This window comes from Paenibacillus sp. WC2504, assembly GCF_052682475.1.
The window spans coordinates 3876796-3896295 of the sequence record NZ_JBQZFH010000001.1; the positions used below are offsets into that span (position 1 = coordinate 3876796).

Consider the following 19500-nt stretch of genomic DNA (forward strand, 5'->3'; position numbering starts at 1 on the left):
AGATTCCAAAAAATGAGGCGTTTACTCTACCGAGTGAACGCTTTTTTATTTAGCAGGTTGTAAGACGAGGTTATTAGGTAAGTGATTTATGATTCCCGAAAATCTTCCTAGGTATTTCCCGAATTTATCCCAAACATTTCCCAACTGTGCCTCAAGATAAGTGAATTACACGTGTTGTATGATAAATCCAGCAAGCAAACTCAATAGTTGGAGGTAATAAAGATGATCAATGTGAACAAAGGATTGAAATGGATTTTAGGGGCTGCCATTCTTGCATCAATGGCTGTTCCCGCAACGGTTAGTGCAAAGCCGGAAGCAAAAGCAGAGGCAATGAAAACCACAAAACCGGGAGTGATATTGGCAGCCAAACCAGAAGCGAGACCAGAGGCGTAAAGAGCCGTTTACTGGAAGTATTTGAATAAATACAAGTAAATTACAAAGGGAGAGAATTGAATCTATGACATTGAAGTTCAACAAGCGAAAACAAACTTCAGCCATCACATTTTTACTGGCGGGCTGTTTGGGGTTCGGTAGTATCGCCGGTGCTTTTGGAGAGACGCCTCCTGCAGGCGTGCAGATTAAGGAGTTCAGTCTGCTTGATACGTCATCTGATATCGTAGGTGCAGCTGATTTTACACCTGAAGGCAACAAAGATGGTCACTTCAAGCTGCGGCTGAATCTAGCTCAGAATACGGTTATTAATTCCGTCGTATTACGTTCCACGGATGCATATGGCAAGGATAATTACCAAGGGGTATGGAGAACCAACCATGTAACAACGGGGTGGCTGCTCGGCATTATGCAGGATAAAACCGTTACATCGTCAAGCGGTACATCACATGAAAGCATCATCATTAACCCAGGATTTCGTAAGGATATTAAAGAGCCCGTGGGTGAATTCGAAGGAGAGCTTAACTTAGACCTCTACGCCAGCGATAACGGCACGATCAAGGAAACGCAATATTATGTCTTAGAAATCTTGACTCCGCAAGGTACCGTCGTTTCCAAACCGATAAAATATAAAAGTCCAATGACAACAGGGGAGGGTACTAGCTCTTCAAGCCCGACACCGCAACCTGTACCCACACCTCAGACCCCAACCCCAACTCCAACTCCAGCTCCAACTCCAGATAGTCCGTTAATTCACGTGCTTTTTAATGGTCAAGAGATTCAGTTTGATCAAGTCAGTACCGTACTGAAAGATGGTTCAACACTCGTTCCATTCCGTAAATTATTTGAAACGCTTGGTTTCGTGGTTCAGTGGAAAGAAACTGAAGGGTCCCAAAAAGCGATCGGAATCAAAGATGGACTTACGATTGAATTGACAATTAACAGTACCACCGCAGTCGTGAATGGAAAAAACGTGAGCTTGGATGTCCCTGCTCAAATCGTGAATGGGAGCACCTTAGTCCCGCTTAGATTTGTAGCGGAAAACAGTGGGTACAAGGTGTCGTACTCCAGAAATGGTAACGAGGCAACAGTTCGGATTGATGAAGCTGATGAGGCTTCAAAGCCACCAACACCAACACCAACTCCGGTGCCTTCCCCTGCTCCAATCCCTGATCCAGTGGTAGAGGTGGCTGAGCCGTATGTCGTTAAAGGGTATGTGCGTGACGCAAAAGGGCAGCCTCTCTCTGATATTGTTGTTTTCGCCGATAACACAATGCTTTACGACAGCAATATTCTTGGGGTTACTGATGAATCAGGACACTATCGGATCGAGCTGCCTCAGGTAGCTACATCATGGCATATGGGTGCTGATGTAACTAAGTCCTTTAACGAAATGGATTACACTTTCCACTTAGACGCTGATAAGGATCTTCCGTTTTCGGGAAGTACTGGAGCCGTCCGCAATTTTACCTGGAGCAAATTTAATGGACTGATTTATATGTATCCGAATTTTACATCATCGGACGATTCGCTGCCGGAGTTTGATATGAGCGATCTGGAAATCACGCTGACACCCGTCGGTCCACTGCTCGATGGTAGTAGCGGTCAAACGATAACGAAACGCGGAGGTCCGGTTTCAAATGGAGCGGGTATTGATCAAATACCAATTGGACGTTACAAGGCTACTGCGAGATGGGTACCAGAAGGGCATGCGCCAATTTCCTTACAGATTAGTGATTCTACCGGCAAATATGCAGCGTCAGTTGAATTCGAATTCGGTCCTCCAATAGGAGTATCTACAACCAATTATCTCGCTGAACTCAACGTTAAGATACCTTAAATCGTGATTCAAACATGCGATTAGGCTGCCGAAGGGCAGTCTTTTTGCATGCAGTACAGTTAAGCCTTCCTAATATGCAAAAAAAACTCTGACCTCACGGCCAGAGTACCTTGCTAGTAATTATGCGGTTAATTCCTTTGTATTCACCTTAGTGTAAAAATTTCCTGTCCATATCATATAGCCCATTCCTACATACACCAAGCCCCAGAAGAACGCAAACCATTTCTCAAGCCCGGGCATACCGAACGATATGAGCATGAGAATAAAAAGGATAACCGTCCAACGTGGAAATACTTTAGCTCTGTAAGTAACAATCATTAGGATAATAGTTCCAAGCAGCATCCCCATGCCGGAGAAAGCACCTGTGATATCAACGAACAGCTGCCCTTTTTTCGCATATTCGCCGTATGCAAACAAACCGTAAAAGTTAGAGGCAACAAGCAAATTACCGATCATGATAAGCAAACTAGAAATAAATCCCAAAACGCCGGTCTCCTTAGATTGTGCCATATATAGTGCGATAGAACTTATTGCCATCAGGATACAAGCGATAAACCCGCAAATTACTTCCGGCGTACTGTCATCTCCCCAGATGAGCGACGATGGTGTCATTCCAATTCGAACAATGCCTGCTATGAAACAAAAAAATCCGAGTGATTTCACAACTTTGTCTACAGTCATTTTGACCAACCTCCAATATTTATTGACTTCCTTGTTACGAATTGTACCAAATGATTGTTCCTGCCAACGAGAGTAACCCCTACCTAGTAAAGACAGGAAGATTTATGGGTAGATCCGGGAAGCAAGCCGCAAGTCATATACAGATTCAGAGGCAACGGTTATAATTTCCATATAGCTTTCATTGGTCATTTAGGAGGAGAGATGAGACTCTTAAGAATGAAACTGAGTAGTCAAATGGAGCGGCTATTGCAGGTGCTTATGGTTGCGATTAGTGCCATTTTTGTTATTTTCTTCATAAGCAGTATTTCAGGCTATTATGAAACGTTGCGCGATCAATGCATCCTGCAGTCATGCGGTCGATCGGCTCCAGTTCCGCCGACAACCATAGAAGTTCTGAATAAGTACGGTTTAACGGTTGATTCCTATGCAGCGGCTTTGGTCGCGATAGACAGCGGTCTTGCCTTTCTCTTTTATACGGGCGCCGGTATCATACTCTGGAAGAGCAGGCGTGAGATGATGGGCAAGCTTGCTATGCTTGCGCTCGTTGCGTATGGTACTACGTTTCCCTCGCTCGTCTATATTGCATCTGAAGGGAGCAAGGCGCTGCAGAGGTGGCCGGATGCCATCAGTACGATCGGATGGTTAACGTTATTTTTGTTTTTCTTATTATTTCCGAGCGGAAAGCTAACACCATTCTGGACACTCTTCGTTTGGATCCCGTTTAGCTTACTACAGATTGCCAGCTTTCTATTTCCGGATACCGGTATCGATTTGCAACAATGGTCCTCAACTGCGAGGTTTTTGTATTATTTAACTGCCATCGGCAGTATGATTTATTCGCAAATTTATCGATATAGGAAGGTTTCTAATTCTGAGCAGAAGCAGCAGACGAAATGGGTTGTCTATGGCGTTACCATTTCGTTTCTTGGTTTTTTCGGAATAGGTGCCTTTTTTGTTTCAGATGCGGCTTTCAGCCCGATATCTTATATGTATTTAACCATCGCTTTACATATTTTTGTCTCCATTATTCCTTTGACGCTCGCATTTGCCGTCCTTCGTCATCGTTTATGGGATATCGATCCGCTCGTCAATCGGACCCTTGTCTACGGCGTGTTGTCCCTTGCCATTGTACTCGTCTATTCTGCTTCTGTACTATATTTAAGCAGCGTGTTTCGTACGGAGAAAAGCTATATCATCTCCCTGATCGCCACCTCCATCGTCGCTATTCTCTTCGCTCCGCTTAAACAATGGCTTCAGCGTATCGTGAATCGCTTGATGAAAGGCAGACACGATGATCCGTTTGCAGTGCTTGTCGAGTTGGGAGATAGTCTGATAAAACCGATGGCGCCCGAAAAAGTGCTAGATGCCGTTGCTCGAAGCATTCAAGATGCGCTTCGGCTTCCGCATGTCAGTATCTCAATCGGAATGAACGGTCAAGAGACGATGGCGATATCCGTCGGTGAAAAAAAATACGATTTGCACGTATTTCCTCTTATTCACAGCGGTGAAGAGTTAGGTTCGCTCTGGTTGTCGAGTCGTTCGCCAGGAGAGGCATTCAGCTCGGAAGACAGCAGATTGCTGGATGTTTTGCTTCGTCAAGCCGTGCCAATCGCCAAAAATATAAAAATGACCGCTGGAATGAAACTTTTGGCCAAAGATTTACAGGAATCCCGCGAACGTCTAGTGCTTGCTCGTGAAGAGGAGAGAAGGCAAATCCGTAGAAATCTTCACGACGAGCTTGCTCCGCGTTTGATGTCGCTCGCGTTTAACGCAGCGGCTGCTGAGCAGTATATTCGAAAAAGACCGGATACGGCGATCGAACTACTGGGAGAGCTAAGGCAGGTCATCCGAACGACCGTTAACGAAATCCGTACAATGGTACACGATTTGCGTCCACCGACGCTGGATGAATTTGGGCTGCTTGGCTCAATTGAGGCACGTATTGACGAGATCTTAAAGACCTCCTCGCAAATGGCAGCTACACGGAATCATGATCCAATTCGTGTGAATCTACACGTGCTGGAAGAGCTTCCAGCTTTACCAGCAGCGGTGGAGGTCGCGGCGTATCGTATTGTAACAGAGTCTTTAGTTAACGTGATAAAGCATGCTGAGGCAAAGGCTTGCGATGTATATATTCGGTTGACGCCGGCGCAAGAGCTGCAAGTCGAAGTTATCGATAACGGGAAGGGCATTCCTATTCCGATAAAGCCATCAGTAAATGGGGGCATTGGATTGACCTCAATTCGCGAGAGAGCGGGAGAGATCGGCGGTCAATGCCTAATTGAAAGAATGGAATCGGGCGGTACGCGCGTCATGGCGCTGCTGCCGTTATTGCGTGGGGAGGAAATAAAGTGAGAATATTGCTCGCAGACGATCATCCGCTATTTCGTGGAGGCGTGCGAAACTTAATCGGAACTACAGAAGATTTGCAAGTCATAGGGGAAGCGTCGAACGGGGAAGAAGCCGTGCAGCTGGCTTTTTCCTTATTACCTGATGTCATTGTTATGGACATTCGGATGCCCGGTATTAACGGGATTGAAGCGACGAGGATGATTAGGGAGAAGCAGCCGGAACAAAAAATACTCATCGTAACGATGCTAAAAGACGACAAGTCCGTTTTTATGGCCATGCAAATGGGAGCACGAGGTTATGTGCTTAAAGATGCCGGGGAGATGGAACTGCTGCAGTCCATTCGAATCGTAGGTGGCGGCGGGGCAGTATTCAGCTCGGATATCGCTTCACGCATGATGCATTATTTTACGATGCCGAAGCAATCACAGCCATTAAATCCGGCACTCTCCGAACTGACGGGCCGAGAGACGGAAGTGCTTGAGCTGATCGCGGACGGTTACTCCAATGGACAAATTGCAACCCGTCTGCATTTGAGTGCGAAAACGGTCGCCAACCATGTTACGAATATTTTAAATAAGCTTCAAGTTCAAGATCGTCATGAAGCCAAAAAGGTGCTGAGGAACTTTCATGATGCATCGGATTTTGAAAGGTAATGTTGTTTGTGTCTCATGCAGCAAGAAAGACTTTGTCATTACGACGGGGTCTTTTTTGCGTTAGCCTAAACGTCGTCTCCTACTTAGAAGGTATTGTGTCCATAACGACGAGTATTTTAAACTAATTTATTAATCATTTTAGACTGTGTAGTCTGTAATTAACGTTTTTCTGATTTCACCACCACTTAAATCAGCTGAATATAAGGGAAGGGCATTAACAAGAATTCCCGGTGTGTGCAACCCACTGTTGGATTGACAACAATAGTGTCATACGTTACTATTAGAATGAACATTCGATCTAAGTGAGAGCGTGCATGGTTGTGAGGCCTACCCATTGCTTTGTCATTTCTAGATTGAATGTTCGATAGAATAGTGCTCATCTAAGACTGAAAAAAATCAGTTGTGCAAATAATATTTGGAGGAGATTTAATCATGAATAAGAAAACTATTTTTATTACAGGAACAAGCTCAGGATTGGGAAAACTAACGGCGATTCATTTTGCGAAGCTTGGCTGGAATGTGGCCGCGACGATGCGTACGCCTGAGAAGGAAACCGAGCTTACAACCTACGATAATATTAAAATCTTCAAGCTTGATGTTACGAATGTGGACCAAGTCAACTCGGCTGTAAACGATGCGATAGCAACCTTCGGGAAAATCGACGTTGTTGTAAACAATGCAGGGATGGGATCGTACGGGGCGTTGGAATTAGCCGAAGAGAGTACCATCGATTGGCAATTTGCCGTGAATGTCCGCGGCCCGATTAACGTCATTCGTAAATTCTTGCCTCATTTCAGAGCGGTAGGCGGCGGGATGTTTATTAATATTAGTTCTTTCATGGGTGTAACCACGGCAGTACCGCTAGGTTCCCTGTACAACATGTCCAAGTTTGCTTTGGAAGGTTTGACGGAAGGTCTTTATTACGAGCTCAAACAGCTGAACATCGAACTTCGTCTTATTGAGCAAGGCGGTTCCAAGGGTAATAATTTCGTGCATAGCGTCATCTGGAATAAAAACGAGAACATTGATGCTTATAATGATTTAGAAAATAAAGTAAGCCATATGATGGCAAATTCCCCTGAAGATCAACTGGATGATCCGCAAACGATTGTTGATGCTATTGCTGCTCAAGCAACCGGTGAAAGCAATCAATTCCGTACGATCGTTGGTGAGGCAGGAAAAGGCTTGATGGCCCTTCGTAACTCGGTTCCAATCGAGCAATATCTGGAGACGATTGCGTCGAACTATAAATGAGTCGAAGCTTAAATATTAGTTAAAACAGTAAGGATCTTGTCAAAGTCTATTTGACAAGATCCTTATTTTAATTTTGAGAGATTACAGGAGCTCTCTTTTTTCCTCAACGCATGGGAATTTATGGATTATATGATCTTGAAATGATAAATTTTAAATAAACTTTAATAAACGAAACAGCAGTTATATTCATTTATAAAGGAGTAATATCCATGTTTGTTTCATTCAATCTAGTTATCCGGTTCTTACTTGAACTGTTTCTTCTCGGTTCTTTGGGTGTCTGGGGGTATCATCTTGGTGGTGGAACTTTTGCGAGATTCATCCTTATGCTATTGCTTCCATTAGCAGCCGCAATCATATGGGGACTATTTATTTCTCCAAAAGCCAGGTTCTCTCTACCAATATCCTTAATCGTTTTCATCGAGTTTTTGCTTGTCGGAGCAGCAGCTTACGGATTAATTTGGTCAGAGCATCTTCTTACCGCCGTAATCTACGCAGTGACTCATATCGGAAATCGGGTTCTGCTGAGCATTTTCTTGCACAAGAAGAAGGATGGGTAACGATGATTATGACTCAAAAAGAAATGCTGTTCATCGTGCAATCACAACTCTGATTGGCGGTGCAATTTTGAAGGACTTGAACAGTCATTGTAAATGAATTTCTTCAACGCTTGTTCAATATAACAGCAATAACCATATGTTCGACTCTTTTATTCGTAACTTATTAATTAACTAATAAACTTGTTGTTGACAATATGCCAGCAATTTATCATAATGACACCAATAGTTCTTTTATTTATTATTTAGTTAATTATTAAGTTAATTAAAAGGAGAGTAACCAGAACATGACCAGCACGCATAAGTATGTTAAAAATTATCCGCGGCCACTATGGGTCCGCGACGAATGGCAATTGTTGAATGGAGAGTGGAGCTTCCGCTTTGATGATTCGTTCGAAGGAGAACGGAATAACTGGAACAGTGATCTCAACGCAGATCGGACCATTCAAGTTCCTTTTACATACGAAACTAAAGCAAGCGGAATCGGCGAGGAGAAGTTCCATCCATGCGTATGGTACGAACGGATCGTGTCTATTCCGGAAGAGACGAAAGATAAGCGCATCATGCTTCATTTTCAAGCTGTCGACTATTTAGCTAAGCTCTGGGTGAATGGCGTTTATATCGGCTCGCATGAGGGTGGATATTCCGCATTTACTTTTGATATTACGGATGCTGTGGAGGCAGGCGGTAATAACCGCATTTCCGTCCGGGTTGAGGATGGAAACAGTACGATGCAGCCGCGCGGCAAGCAGCGTTGGACCGACAAGAACTATGGCTGCTGGTATGTGCAGACGACAGGGATCTGGCAGTCCGTATGGCTGGAATATGTCGATGCTTACTATGTAAGCCATGCGAAGATCACACCGAAGCTGGAGGAAGCGTCCGTTTCGTTCGAATATGAGCTGGGAAGCACCGTTCGATCTTTCGAAGGAGTCACGCTGCAGACAATAGTCCGATACGATGGCAAGCTGATTCGCTCGACCGAAACGAATGTAGATAGGAAGTTTGTGAAGGTGGATTTAAGCGTCATGAACGATGTAGGTGAATGGAAAGTCTACGTTTGGCATCCTAATCATCCGAATCTGTATGATGTGGAAGTTGTTCTAAAGAAGGACGGGCAGCCGGTCGATACGGTCTACACCTATTTCGGCATGCGCCGCATTCAGATTAAGGGCAATCGGGTACTACTTAATAATCATCCATATTATCAACGTCTGTTGCTCGATCAAGGGTATTGGGAAGATACTCATCTTACACCGCCATCCGAAGAAGCTCTGATTGAAGATATCGAGAATACATTGGCCCTCGGATTTAACGGTGTTCGTAAGCATCAGAAGCTGGAAGATCCTAGGTTCTTGTACTGGGCCGACCGCAAAGGACTCCTGGTATGGTCGGAATTCGGATCCACGTATGAGTTCGGAGATGATGCGGTACATCGGTTCACGAAGGAATGGATTGAAGTTGTGCGCCAGCATTATAATCATCCGAGCATTGTCACATGGGTTCCGTTCAATGAATCGTGGGGAGTTTCGAGCATCTCTACGGACCGTAAGCAGCAGCAGTTCACTGAATCGATCTATCATTTGACTAAATCATATGACCAAATGCGGCCTGTCATTGTGAATGACGGTTGGGAGCACACCGTATCGGATATTATAACGCTGCATGATTACGAGGAGCTAGGAGCAGTATTCGAAGCTCGGTATAAGGATCAAGAAGTGCTGCTAAGCAATAAAGTTCCGCATGACAAACATCGATATCCTTTTGCTAACGGTTATAGCTATAAGGGGCAGCCGGTGATTATCAGTGAATATGGCGGCATCGCGTTCAAGAGCGAGGAAGGTTGGGGTTACGGCAACCAAGTCAAAAATGAAGAAGAGTTTTTGGCACGTTATGAAAGTATTACCCAGGCTATCAAAAACTTGGATTATGTTAGCGGCTTCTGCTATACGCAGCTGACCGATGTGCAGCAAGAAGTGAATGGGTTATTAACCATTCAGCGTGAACCGAAGATTGAGATGGAGAAAATCAAAAAAATCAACTTGAAATAGAAGTTGTAATATCCTGAAGAAGCACTGCTACGGTTTGTTGGCAGGCTTCTTTTTTTATTTCCTAAGGATGATTCCAATTAACTATTGACAATACAGTTCAATTTGATAAACTTGGTTCAAAATGACGAACAAAATTTTAGGGATAAACGGAGGCGCTTTCCTATGACATTGGATGCTGAAACGACCATTCAGGAAGTCAGAATCATCGAAATAGCCGATCATAACCTGCAAAATGAGCAAAGGTACGTGGAAATTGTTTGCTATGGAGGATTAACGGGGCATGCTGGACCGTTGGACGGGCAATATCAATTTCTTGCCGTCAAAAATCGGCTTCATGTGTTTAACAAGTTTCTTGCCAAACGTCATATTTTTGATCCCGAAATTGAGTTTGCTGCCCTGTGGGATGCTGTCTATCCGGAACATTCGCTGTCATCGTACGAGCAAGGGAAAGATCCGTTAAGCGGCGACAATAGTTGGCGTTCGCACCGTACGTCCAGACATTCCGCAACAGGGGAAATCATTACGGCTTTCAGCGCAATCGATATTGCCATATGGGATTTGCGGGGCAAGGCGAGCGGCAAACCTGTGCATCAGCTACTGCTGGGCGGACGCACCGAGCTTGAGGCTTACGTCAGTTGCATGGGCAGTAAGACACCACAAGAAGCAGTGGAGAAGGCGACCACTTGGTATGACAAAGGTTTCAAGCGTCATAAATGCTTCCTTCCGCACAGACCGGTAGAAGCTGCAGGAGTTAAGAACAATCTTCATATCATGGAAGCGCTTCACCAATCGTTGCCGAAGGACGCGCAGGTGATGTATGACTTAAGCCGGTTAAGCGATCAGCTGGACGATCCATCCACCAGGACCCAAAGGTTGTCTTGGGTTAACGAAATGGTCAAGGAAATGCTGAACTACCAGCCGGTTTGGATCGAAGAGCCAGTGTCGCCAGATGACTTTGAAGGATACATGAGGATCAAACAAGCGAATCCATCGGCGATACTGGCGGGCGGGGAGCATCTTTATACCCGTTGGAGCTTGAAGCCATATCTGGATAAAGGACTGCTGGATTATGTTCAATGTGATCCGGAATGGTGCGGCGGCATCTCCGAAGCGATCGCGATCTGCAAGATGGTTGAAACTTCTTACCCTAATGTTCGCGTAGTTCCGCACGGTCATATGGTTTTGGCAGCATCGCAAATTATCGCAGCGCAGTCCGAGATCTTATCTCCGTTTACCGAATATTTATATCAGGTCATTCCCGATCGAAACCGTTATTTTACCTATTCCCCGGAGCCGGTAAACGGGATTTTGACCGTGCCGCAAGACCCTGGAGTGGGGCCGGCGCTTGACGATTCCAAATATCAAATCATTCGAATGTATAAGGATGAAGAATAGTCGTACGTACCATTTTTTTTCAAAGTGGAAGGGAGTTTATGACCATGAACCTTAGACCAGTCATGATGCTGGCAGCAAGTGTTCTGACAATGTTCCTTCTCGTAACCGCATGTTCCTCTGACGAGCAGCTGGCTGATAAGCAAGAAACGACGGCTGCTCGTCATAAGGTTAAAATTGATATTTGGCACTGGACAGCAGAGCCGGGAATGAAACCGGCGTTCGAAGCGTTTAATAAGTCGCAGGCCAATATTGAAGCTATCTTCCATCAGTTTCCCAGCACCTCGAACATTCCATCCCAAATTAATTCTTTTCTGATTTCCGGCGAATCCATTGATGTCACGGCACAGTTTAGTCCGGATGACCTTAGGGAGAGGGTGAAAAATAATTTATATTTGCCTCTCGATGATTTTCTGGAAGAAAACCATATCGATTATGAACAGACCTTCGGCAAAGCTATAAACGATTTAACCAAAATCAATGGGCATTATTACAGTGTTCCTTATGGGGTTAATAAATTTGCCGTGTTTTATAATAAACAATTGTTCGATGAAGCGCATGTCCCTTACCCTAAAGCGGATTGGACGTGGGAGGATTTTATGAAAACTGCCAAGCTTCTGACGAAAGGAGAGGGTCCGGATAAAATATATGGCTCCGTCATCTATCCGCTGGACACAAACATCGGCTGGAGTACGTTAGCCATTCAGACACTTGGCTTAAACGGCATGTATAAGAACGATCACGAAACGAATTTTGATCATCCCAGCTACAAACAAAGCCTTCAGTTATTTATCGATATGCAGAATAGAGATCAATCCATTATGCCACTCACCGAATTTCCTGGGCAAAAGCTTGACATAGGGACGAATCGGACGAGTTTGTTCTTCAAAGGGAAATTCGCGATGTTTATTGAGCCTATTTATAATATTTGGAGAAGTCGTCTTCCTGAATATAGACATGATTTCCAAATGGGAGTCGTGCAGATGCCAAGAATTGACGCTAATGCTCCTACAGTTTCCCCGATCACCTTTAGTGACATGAGTATTCCGAGAAATAGCAAACATCCGAAGGAGGCGTTTGAGTTCATTCAATTTTACTGTTTGACGCGTCCCGATGAAACGGTGGCTCCGAAAGGAATGATGCCTGCGGCTGCACTCTCTGACCCCCAAGTCATCCAATCGGTCAATCAGTTGATTTACAGTGCGCCCGGGGTTGATGAGCGAGAAGCCAAGCAAGTGTTCGAAGATCCGAATACGCGATATGTGACTCCGGAGACAACCATTACGGTCGCCAAGAAAGAAATATTGCAGGTGGTCAGCGAAGATGTCACCAAGGCATTCCTCGGAGAATGGAGTGTAGATGAGGCATTAAAGGATATGAAACAGAGATCCGACGCATGGATTGCTTCCAAAAATCAGCAGCAAAATTAGCATTTTATGAATGCGCTCTCAGACCTTGCTGCGCAGAAATCCGGTGATTGGCATGAAATTAATCGATTGGCTAGGGATAAAAAGCAGCATCCATCGTAAAATTTTTATCTCGTTTATGTTAGTTATGTTATTACCGACAACCTTAATTAGCGTAAGCACCTATTATTTCTCCATTGACTTGCTGAAGCGCAAAGTCAGTGAGTCTTTTCTGGATAATCTTGCTTACAACAAGAACATCATCGGTATGGAGTTTAAGCAATTCGAACAAATCGCTGATTATATTCTCTATAATTCGGATATTCAGAAGGTGCTTTCTCCAAGTTTCAAATCGCCTTCCATACAAGGGTATTATGATCTGCAAAGCGCGCAGCAATCGCTTAATAATTTTACTATGCAAGCATTTGCTGTTTCCAATGTGGCTTCCATCCAGATTTTTGGGGACAACGGCATCATTCTTTTTACCGGAGCTTCAAGCGATATTTATCCGGACGACAAGAAGTTCAAGGAAAAGCTCTGGTATCGGCAAGCGGTTCAGACGGATCAGCCCCAGTTTAGATTCGGTACGTTGAACGAAGAGTCAGACGGATCAACTGGATCAGGGAATACGTACAGTCCTTCCATGATCAAGACCTTTCGCAATAGCGCCACATTAGAGAAACTTGGAGTCATTTACATTAAAATCAGAAGAGATTTGTTCGACAGCTTGTTTGAAGACAGCAATATGAAGAAAGCCGGGAAGTTTGTGGTCCTCGATGATAACGGGCAAATCGTTTACCATCCCGATAAAAGCATGCTGCTGAAGCTATTTCCAAGCGTGGATAAATTGAGAGAGCAGCAGGGAGACCACGGTTCGTTTATTACCAAGGACGGGCAGCTAATGGTGTATTACCACATTGAACGCTACGGTTGGTGGTTAACGGACAGCATTCCTCTCAGCGAGCTTCTGAAAGATAATAAAATTATTTTTAATATTACGATTGGCATTGTATTGATTTGTTTCCTATTATCAGGAATTATTTGGTATTTTGTGGCGTCCGGTATCGTCCACCCGATCAAGAAGCTGGCATATGTCATGCGAAGCGTGAAAGAAGACGGATTGGCCGTTAAATCCGAATATACGGGCAAGGATGAAATTGGCCTCTTAAGCTCGAGTTTTAACTATATGATCGAGAAAATTCAAGAGCTGATCTCCAGGATGGTTGAGGAGCAAGCAAAGAAAAAGGATATGGAGTACCAGTCGCTGCAAGCTCAAATTAATCCCCATTTTCTATATAACACGCTTAATTCCATCCGCTGGATGGCGATGATTCAAAAGGCGGACAACATTAAAGAAATGGTGGAGGCACTCGGCCGACTGCTCGCGAACAGCACCAGCAAAAGCGGGGCCATGATTACGATAGAAGAGGAACTGGCTATCGTCAAGGATTACATCAAAATCCAAGAGGTCAAATACTCGGACAAATTTCAAGTTGATTTTGACATCGATCCTAAGCTGCTTCAGGTCAAATGCGTGAAGTTCATTTTACAGCCGTTTATAGAGAACGCGATTTTCCATGGGATTGAGCCTAAAAGCGGTACCGGCTGTATTCGTATTCAGTTGAAGCTGACTGGGAATGTGGCGGTCATAACCGTTTTTGACGACGGGGTAGGGATGGATGTAGAGCAAATCATGTGTGAGGGACATGACAAGGGTAACGGTAGACGCTTCAATGGGATAGGAATTAAGAACGTTGACGAACGGCTGAGGTTGACATATGGGGATGTTTACGGCGTCACCATTCAAAGTGTAAAAGGGCAATTTACGTCTGTAACGATTCGATTTCCTGTGGATGCAGATTTCGAGGCAGGAGGACTCCTATGATCAGTGTAATGATTGCAGATGACGAAACGTTGGCCAGAGTTGGATTGAAAACGATGATTCCCTGGGAGAAATACGGGTTTAATTTAGTGGCAGAGGCGGAGAATGGCAAAGTAGCCATGGAATTAGCCCTGCAATTAAAGCCGGATATTATCATCACCGATATCAAGATGCCGCTAATAAACGGAGTGGAGCTTATTTCCGCTTTACGTGAGCAGTTGAAGGATACGAAATTTATCGTATTAAGCTCCTACGGCGACTTCGATTATGTAAAAGAAGCGATGCTGATCGGTGCCGAGGACTACATATTGAAGCTGGAAATGGAACCGGAGCCGTTTGCCGAACTGCTGAACAAAGTCAAAGGGAAGATTGAAGCCGAACGAAGCAGGCATAAGGAAGAGCGCGCAGACGAATGGAACAAAAGGCGAAATTTACCTGCGTTGCGGGAAAAATTGTTCCAAAACCTGCTGTTCAGCTACTATCTCAATGAAGATGAAGTTCAAGTGCAATTCAATTATCTGGATATCAAGCTGCATCCTGAGAATCTGGTATGTTTGTTAGTTCGAGTGGAGAACAGGGAGTTATATGAAAAATACGGAGTAGACGACAGGTATGTGCTAACCTATGGCGTCACGAATATGATTGAAGAAGTTTTGCAAAATTATCCTCCTGCTTACGTCACCTCAACCAATTCCATGGAGTTTGCCATTATTCATTCTATCAAGGCCGGTTCAGAGTCTGAAACGAAATATGCTGCCGAGAAATTAGCCGTTCATGTAGAGAGCGCATTAAAAACATGTTTTAACTTCAAATGCCGAATCGGGATCAGCGGGTCATGCAGCCGACTTCGAAAGCTGAAGTCGGCTTATCGCCAGGCAAGTGCAGCGCTTGATCAAGGCTTTTCGGAGCTGAAGCGCACCATTCATCATTATCAGCGGCAGTTAGATGCCGGCCATACGGTTAGCTTTGAAGAGGAGTTTAAACAAATCGAGAAGGCCTTTCACGTGCTCGATGGGGAGATGCTTACGGAAGCATTCGACCAATTTGTGAGGAAAATCGATGACAGCCGCTTTAACAAATCGGAGGAGTCACTGCGTGGCAGCTGCTGGACACTGACTTTTATGGTGACGGTTTGGGAGAAGGAATTCACGGGTGAAGATTCGGATAGGACCGCACCTTTGGCAAGCTTAGAGCAGTTTCGTACACTGGATGATTATCGAAACTGGATTCTGGAGCTAAAAGACAAGGTAATTTCGCTGCTGCATCATATCGACGACGGGAAAAATATCGTAGCCCGCGCCAAGAAATATATGTTGAAGCATTACGATCAGGATATCTCCTTAAAGTCAGTTTCTCAGCATCATAACATTTCCCCGAATTACTTGAGCTCTCTGTTCAAAAGAACAACGAATGAAAACTTTATTGATTTTCTCATTCACGTCCGGATTGAGCAAGCTCAGCATTTGCTTAAAAACAGCAGCAGTAAGATTTATGAAATCGGCATGAAAGTCGGCTATCCAGATGCCTATTATTTCAGTAAAATTTTCAAAAAAGTGACCGGTTTAACGCCTCAAGAATATAGAAATTTTCAGAAGTGAAACAGCCCCATGCGGGTTGTTTTTTTATAATGAATGCAGCTCATGCGTTAATAAAACAACGGATCGTGAATAAAGACAATGCTCGAAATTTACATAGTTAGTACCTTCGGATTCTGCTTAACTGGATGGCTTAATTTGTAATATAAAACAATGGATGCCTTTAGATATCACATTTTAACATCCTTTTCGGCTTTCTATAATGAAGACATGAACACATAACTTTGCGAATAGGGGAGTGAGCATGTTGAAAAATTCAGCTTTTAGAAGAGTAAAGCGTTATTTCGTACCTCTAATGCTTATCGGAAGCACGATTGCAGCAATGGGTTGCCAAAGTCAAAGTGCGGGCACGGCTGCCAAGTCATCCGATGCAGCGCCGGGGCAGACCGTGCTGAATGTCTACAGCTGGACGGTTGAGGATAGCATGAAGCCATTTTTCGAAGCATTTGAGAAGAAATACCCGAATATCAAAGTGAAATATACGAAAATGGCGGATTCCAATCCGGCTACGGCGAATTCACTGCTGACTTCAGGTGAAGCCATCGACGTTATCCCGCAAGCCTCGGTTGACGATATGCGGGTCAGGGCTACAAGTGGCATGTACGAGCCGTTAGATGAGTACCTGAAAAAAGACAAAATGGACTACAAGCAAATTTTCGGAGATTCCATTAATGAGTTGGAAACAGTGAATGGAAACCATTATGCACTTCCATACAGTATGGCAACCTACGGTCTTTACTACAATAAAGCCATGTTTGATAAAGCCGGGATATCGTATCCAACCGATGACTGGACATGGGACGATCTCAGGGCGGCAGCGCTCAAATTGACTTCAGGCAGCGGAGCTAATAAAATCTATGGCTTCTTACCGGACTACACCGGCCAATGGGCTTTTCCCGCTATTCAACAGCTCGGTCTTAACTATGTCTATAAAAATAACGGACAGGAATCGAATTGGGACAATCCTGCCTTCTTGAACGCCTTGCAATATTTTTATGATATGGAAATGAAGGATAAATCGGCGTGGCCGATTTCGGAATACAAGGCGCTCAAGATCGATACCAATCCTCACGCCATTTTTATGCAGGGGAAGGCTGCGATGTATATTCAGCCGTCATTTATCGTCAAGTACAGCTCGCAGGAGTCCTATGGTTTTACCAATTTTGAGTACGGCGTTGCCAATCTGCCAAAAGTGAAAAAAGAAGACAGCTTGAGCAATGTGTACTATTTAAGCGATTTCAGCATACCAGCAAGTGCACCCAATAAAGAGGCGGCCTGGACGTTCCTCAAGTTTTATTGCTTGGAGGCACCGGAAATTTTCGCTCAATCTAAAGCGATGACGCCTGCCAATCTTCCCTCCTTGGATGCTTCTGTCAATGAAAAGGTAGGCAAAATCATTTTTGATTACCCGCATTTTGATCAGCCTACAGGCATGAAAACATTTATTACGAATAAGCTGAAGCTCACCCCATACTTGACGACAATTAACACGGCAAAAGCCGAAATGATGGATATGGTTAAATCGGAAATTACTTCTTGCTTAATGGGCAATCAAACCCCGGCGGAGACCATAGCCAAATTGAAAAAGCAGTCCGATGAGTTAATCAAAAAAGCAGGGAAATAGGAGATGTGTGGAGGAATGCTAGATGGAACTGGCAAAGAAGAACTCACTCATAGCACCTAAACGCAAAAAGAAGATTCGTAAGGATATCCTGCATGAAAATATAGCGGGCTGGCTGTTTCTTTCCCTTAATTTAATCGGTTACATGATTTTTAAATTAATTCCGATTATTCTTTCGTTGATTTTTAGCTTTTGCGAGTGGAACTTGGTATCCGGCTTAAAAGGAATCAAATTTATCGGATTTAAAAATTATATCAATTTGTTGACGGACGACGTATTCATTAAATCCTTGGTAAACACCATTGTTTACGCAGCAGTTACGGTTCCGTGTTCTGTATTCCTTGCTCTGATTCTTGCAGTAGTACTAAACGATAAAATCTTCTTTAAAAGCTTAGTTCGTTTAGGATTTTATTTACCTAATATCGCTTCGATGGTTGCGATTTCCGTGGTGTGGAGTATTTTGTACATGCCCACGTTCGGTCCAATCAATCAGTTTCTGATTTCAATTGGGATCGAACACCCGCCGGGCTGGCTGTCTTCGTCCCAGTGGGCCCTAATCTCGATTATCATTATGAGCGTTTGGCAGGCTGTTGGGTACAACGCCGTTATTTTGCTGGCTGGGCTGCAGAGCGTCCCCGGTACATTGTACGAATCGGCGGAAATCGACGGAGCAGGCCCGTTGCGCAAATTTTTTCAGATTACGATTCCAATGCTTTCTCCAACATTGTTCTTCGTAACGGTGATCTCCATTATAGGGTCGTTTCAGGTGTTCACCCAGGTGAACGTCATGACGCAGGGAGGGCCAGGTACTTCTACCTCAGTGCTGGTTTACTATATCTACAAAGCTGCCTTTACGTACAACAAGATTGGATACGCCAACGCGATCGGATGGGTGCTGTTCATCTTGGTCTTCATTTTTACGACGCTGCAGTGGAAGTTTTCCAATAAAGACTCGCATGTAAACTAGAGGGAGAGGAGGATCCAGATGAGTGCGAGATCTTTTAAATTAACGCAAAAAACAGTTTTGACTGTAGTTATGCTCTTACTTTCCCTCCTATCCGTTATGCCTTTTATCTGGATGCTGTCTGCATCCTTCAAGCCAACTGCGGAAGTATTCGAATTCCCGGTCCGATGGATACCTAAAACGTTTATTTGGGATAACTATACAACCGTATGGTTCGCTCGTTTTCAAACGTATTTCTTAAACTCGGTCAAGGTTTCCGTGGTCAGTGTCGTCGGAGAGGTGATTACAAGCGCACTTGCGGGATATGCTTTTGCGAAAATCAAGTTTAAGGGCAGAGAGCCTGCCTTCGTCATGTATATCGCCACCCTGATGTTTCCGCACCAGATGCTATTGGTTCCAAGATTTGTTTTATATCGTTTAATGGGTTTGTACAACAGCCTGTGGGCGTTGATGCTTCCCGGTATTTTCAGTGCTTTCGGCACCTTTTTATTTCGGCAGTTTTTCACGACGATACCGGATGAATTGATGGAAGCTGCGAAGTTGGACGGCTGCAATCATTTTAAAACGTTTACAAAAATCATACTTCCGTTATCCATGCCGGTCGTTTCTACGCTAGTTATTTTTTCGTTTGTCGGTTCGTGGAACAATTACGAAAATGCGCTGGTCTTCTTAAGCAACAAGGATAAATTCACCATCCCGCTTGGCCTGCTGCAGTTTCAAACCGAGGAGCAGACGAATTATGGCGCCATCATGGCGGCATCCGTACTCTCGTTGCTGCCGATCTTTGTTATCTTTTTGAGCTTGCAAAAATATTTTATTGAAGGAATTGCTACAGCCGGTTTAAAGGGATAAACAACTAACCATG

The 19500-nt window shown here is 44.3% G+C and carries 15 protein-coding genes; 14 read left to right on the forward strand and 1 reads right to left on the reverse strand.

The genetic code is table 11. The features are described from left to right. Nucleotides 1-222 precede the first annotated feature (222 nt). Together ACUN27_RS17315 and ACUN27_RS17320 are read left to right on the forward strand one after the other, a co-directional pair. Nucleotides 223-393 carry a hypothetical protein gene (locus ACUN27_RS17315; RefSeq protein WP_445559286.1) on the forward strand — a complete coding sequence of 57 codons (171 nt, stop codon included), beginning with the start codon at nucleotides 223-225 and terminating at the stop codon, nucleotides 391-393. 64 nt (nucleotides 394-457) lie between these two features. After that, nucleotides 458-2230 carry a copper amine oxidase N-terminal domain-containing protein gene (locus ACUN27_RS17320; protein WP_326059757.1) on the forward strand — a complete coding sequence of 591 codons (1773 nt, stop codon included), beginning with the start codon at nucleotides 458-460 and terminating at the stop codon, nucleotides 2228-2230. Between the two features lie 120 nt (nucleotides 2231-2350). On the opposite strand, the gene ACUN27_RS17325 is transcribed toward ACUN27_RS17320, so the two are convergent. Further along, nucleotides 2351-2911: a hypothetical protein gene (locus ACUN27_RS17325; protein WP_326059755.1), complete on the reverse strand. Its 561-nt coding sequence runs from the start codon at nucleotides 2909-2911 to the stop codon at nucleotides 2351-2353. Between the two features lie 201 nt (nucleotides 2912-3112). Between ACUN27_RS17325 and ACUN27_RS17330 the strand changes: the two genes are divergently transcribed. The 12 genes from ACUN27_RS17330 to ACUN27_RS17385 all read left to right on the forward strand — a co-directional run bounded on the left by ACUN27_RS17330 (nucleotide 3113) and on the right by ACUN27_RS17385 (nucleotide 19487). Continuing rightward, the gene (locus ACUN27_RS17330) at nucleotides 3113-5266 is read left to right on the forward strand and encodes a sensor histidine kinase (RefSeq protein ID WP_326059753.1); all 2154 of its coding nucleotides are present in this window, start codon (nucleotides 3113-3115) and stop codon (nucleotides 5264-5266) included. Further along, a complete protein-coding gene (locus ACUN27_RS17335; protein WP_315950632.1) occupies nucleotides 5263-5916 on the forward strand; it encodes a response regulator transcription factor in 654 nt (217 codons plus the stop codon). The genes ACUN27_RS17330 and ACUN27_RS17335 overlap by 4 nt, the downstream gene beginning before the upstream one ends. A gap of 432 nt (nucleotides 5917-6348) precedes the next feature. Then, nucleotides 6349-7170 (forward strand): SDR family oxidoreductase, encoded by an 822-nt coding sequence (locus tag ACUN27_RS17340; RefSeq protein ID WP_315950630.1) that lies wholly within the window; start codon nucleotides 6349-6351, stop codon nucleotides 7168-7170. A 209-nt stretch (nucleotides 7171-7379) separates the two neighbouring features. Then, nucleotides 7380-7727, forward strand: a complete 348-nt coding sequence (locus tag ACUN27_RS17345; protein WP_315950629.1) for a YrdB family protein — start codon at nucleotides 7380-7382, stop codon at nucleotides 7725-7727. Between the two features lie 284 nt (nucleotides 7728-8011). Beyond that, a complete protein-coding gene (locus tag ACUN27_RS17350) occupies nucleotides 8012-9775 on the forward strand; it encodes a glycoside hydrolase family 2 protein (RefSeq protein WP_326059748.1) in 1764 nt (587 codons plus the stop codon). Between the two features lie 162 nt (nucleotides 9776-9937). Further along, nucleotides 9938-11170 (forward strand): mandelate racemase/muconate lactonizing enzyme family protein, encoded by a 1233-nt coding sequence (locus ACUN27_RS17355; RefSeq protein WP_326059745.1) that lies wholly within the window; start codon nucleotides 9938-9940, stop codon nucleotides 11168-11170. A 44-nt stretch (nucleotides 11171-11214) separates the two neighbouring features. Beyond that, nucleotides 11215-12597, forward strand: coding sequence for an ABC transporter substrate-binding protein (locus ACUN27_RS17360; protein ID WP_315950626.1), 1383 nt, complete (start codon nucleotides 11215-11217; stop codon nucleotides 12595-12597). A 10-nt stretch (nucleotides 12598-12607) separates the two neighbouring features. Further along, on the forward strand, nucleotides 12608-14458 hold the full coding sequence (locus ACUN27_RS17365; protein ID WP_445559287.1) for a sensor histidine kinase: 1851 nt from the start codon (nucleotides 12608-12610) through the stop codon (nucleotides 14456-14458). Further along, nucleotides 14455-16053 carry a response regulator gene (locus ACUN27_RS17370; protein WP_315950624.1) on the forward strand — a complete coding sequence of 533 codons (1599 nt, stop codon included), beginning with the start codon at nucleotides 14455-14457 and terminating at the stop codon, nucleotides 16051-16053. The genes ACUN27_RS17365 and ACUN27_RS17370 overlap by 4 nt, the downstream gene beginning before the upstream one ends. 241 nt (nucleotides 16054-16294) lie before the next feature. Next, complete coding sequence (locus ACUN27_RS17375; protein WP_315950623.1) at nucleotides 16295-17674, forward strand: ABC transporter substrate-binding protein; 1380 nt, start codon at nucleotides 16295-16297, stop codon at nucleotides 17672-17674. Between the two features lie 22 nt (nucleotides 17675-17696). Next, nucleotides 17697-18638 (forward strand): carbohydrate ABC transporter permease, encoded by a 942-nt coding sequence (locus ACUN27_RS17380; RefSeq protein ID WP_315950622.1) that lies wholly within the window; start codon nucleotides 17697-17699, stop codon nucleotides 18636-18638. An 18-nt stretch (nucleotides 18639-18656) separates the two neighbouring features. Beyond that, nucleotides 18657-19487 carry a carbohydrate ABC transporter permease gene (locus ACUN27_RS17385; RefSeq protein WP_326059736.1) on the forward strand — a complete coding sequence of 277 codons (831 nt, stop codon included), beginning with the start codon at nucleotides 18657-18659 and terminating at the stop codon, nucleotides 19485-19487. Nucleotides 19488-19500: the final 13 nt, after the last annotated feature.

Bases quoted from the DNA above. Each gene is read 5' to 3' on its own strand.
- ACUN27_RS17315 (WP_445559286.1), top strand. From the start codon at position 223: ATGATCAATGTGAACAAAGGATTGAAATGGATTTTAGGGGCTGCCATT.
- ACUN27_RS17320 (WP_326059757.1), top strand. From the start codon at position 458: ATGACATTGAAGTTCAACAAGCGAAAACAAACTTCAGCCATCACATTT.
- ACUN27_RS17325 (WP_326059755.1), bottom strand. From the start codon at position 2,911: ATGACTGTAGACAAAGTTGTGAAATCACTCGGATTTTTTTGTTTCATA.
- ACUN27_RS17330 (WP_326059753.1), top strand. From the start codon at position 3,113: ATGAGACTCTTAAGAATGAAACTGAGTAGTCAAATGGAGCGGCTATTG.
- ACUN27_RS17340 (WP_315950630.1), top strand. From the start codon at position 6,349: ATGAATAAGAAAACTATTTTTATTACAGGAACAAGCTCAGGATTGGGA.
- ACUN27_RS17345 (WP_315950629.1), top strand. From the start codon at position 7,380: ATGTTTGTTTCATTCAATCTAGTTATCCGGTTCTTACTTGAACTGTTT.
- ACUN27_RS17350 (WP_326059748.1), top strand. From the start codon at position 8,012: ATGACCAGCACGCATAAGTATGTTAAAAATTATCCGCGGCCACTATGG.
- ACUN27_RS17355 (WP_326059745.1), top strand. From the start codon at position 9,938: ATGACATTGGATGCTGAAACGACCATTCAGGAAGTCAGAATCATCGAA.
- ACUN27_RS17360 (WP_315950626.1), top strand. From the start codon at position 11,215: ATGAACCTTAGACCAGTCATGATGCTGGCAGCAAGTGTTCTGACAATG.
- ACUN27_RS17365 (WP_445559287.1), top strand. From the start codon at position 12,608: ATGCGCTCTCAGACCTTGCTGCGCAGAAATCCGGTGATTGGCATGAAA.
- ACUN27_RS17370 (WP_315950624.1), top strand. From the start codon at position 14,455: ATGATCAGTGTAATGATTGCAGATGACGAAACGTTGGCCAGAGTTGGA.
- ACUN27_RS17375 (WP_315950623.1), top strand. From the start codon at position 16,295: ATGTTGAAAAATTCAGCTTTTAGAAGAGTAAAGCGTTATTTCGTACCT.
- ACUN27_RS17380 (WP_315950622.1), top strand. From the start codon at position 17,697: ATGGAACTGGCAAAGAAGAACTCACTCATAGCACCTAAACGCAAAAAG.
- ACUN27_RS17385 (WP_326059736.1), top strand. From the start codon at position 18,657: ATGAGTGCGAGATCTTTTAAATTAACGCAAAAAACAGTTTTGACTGTA.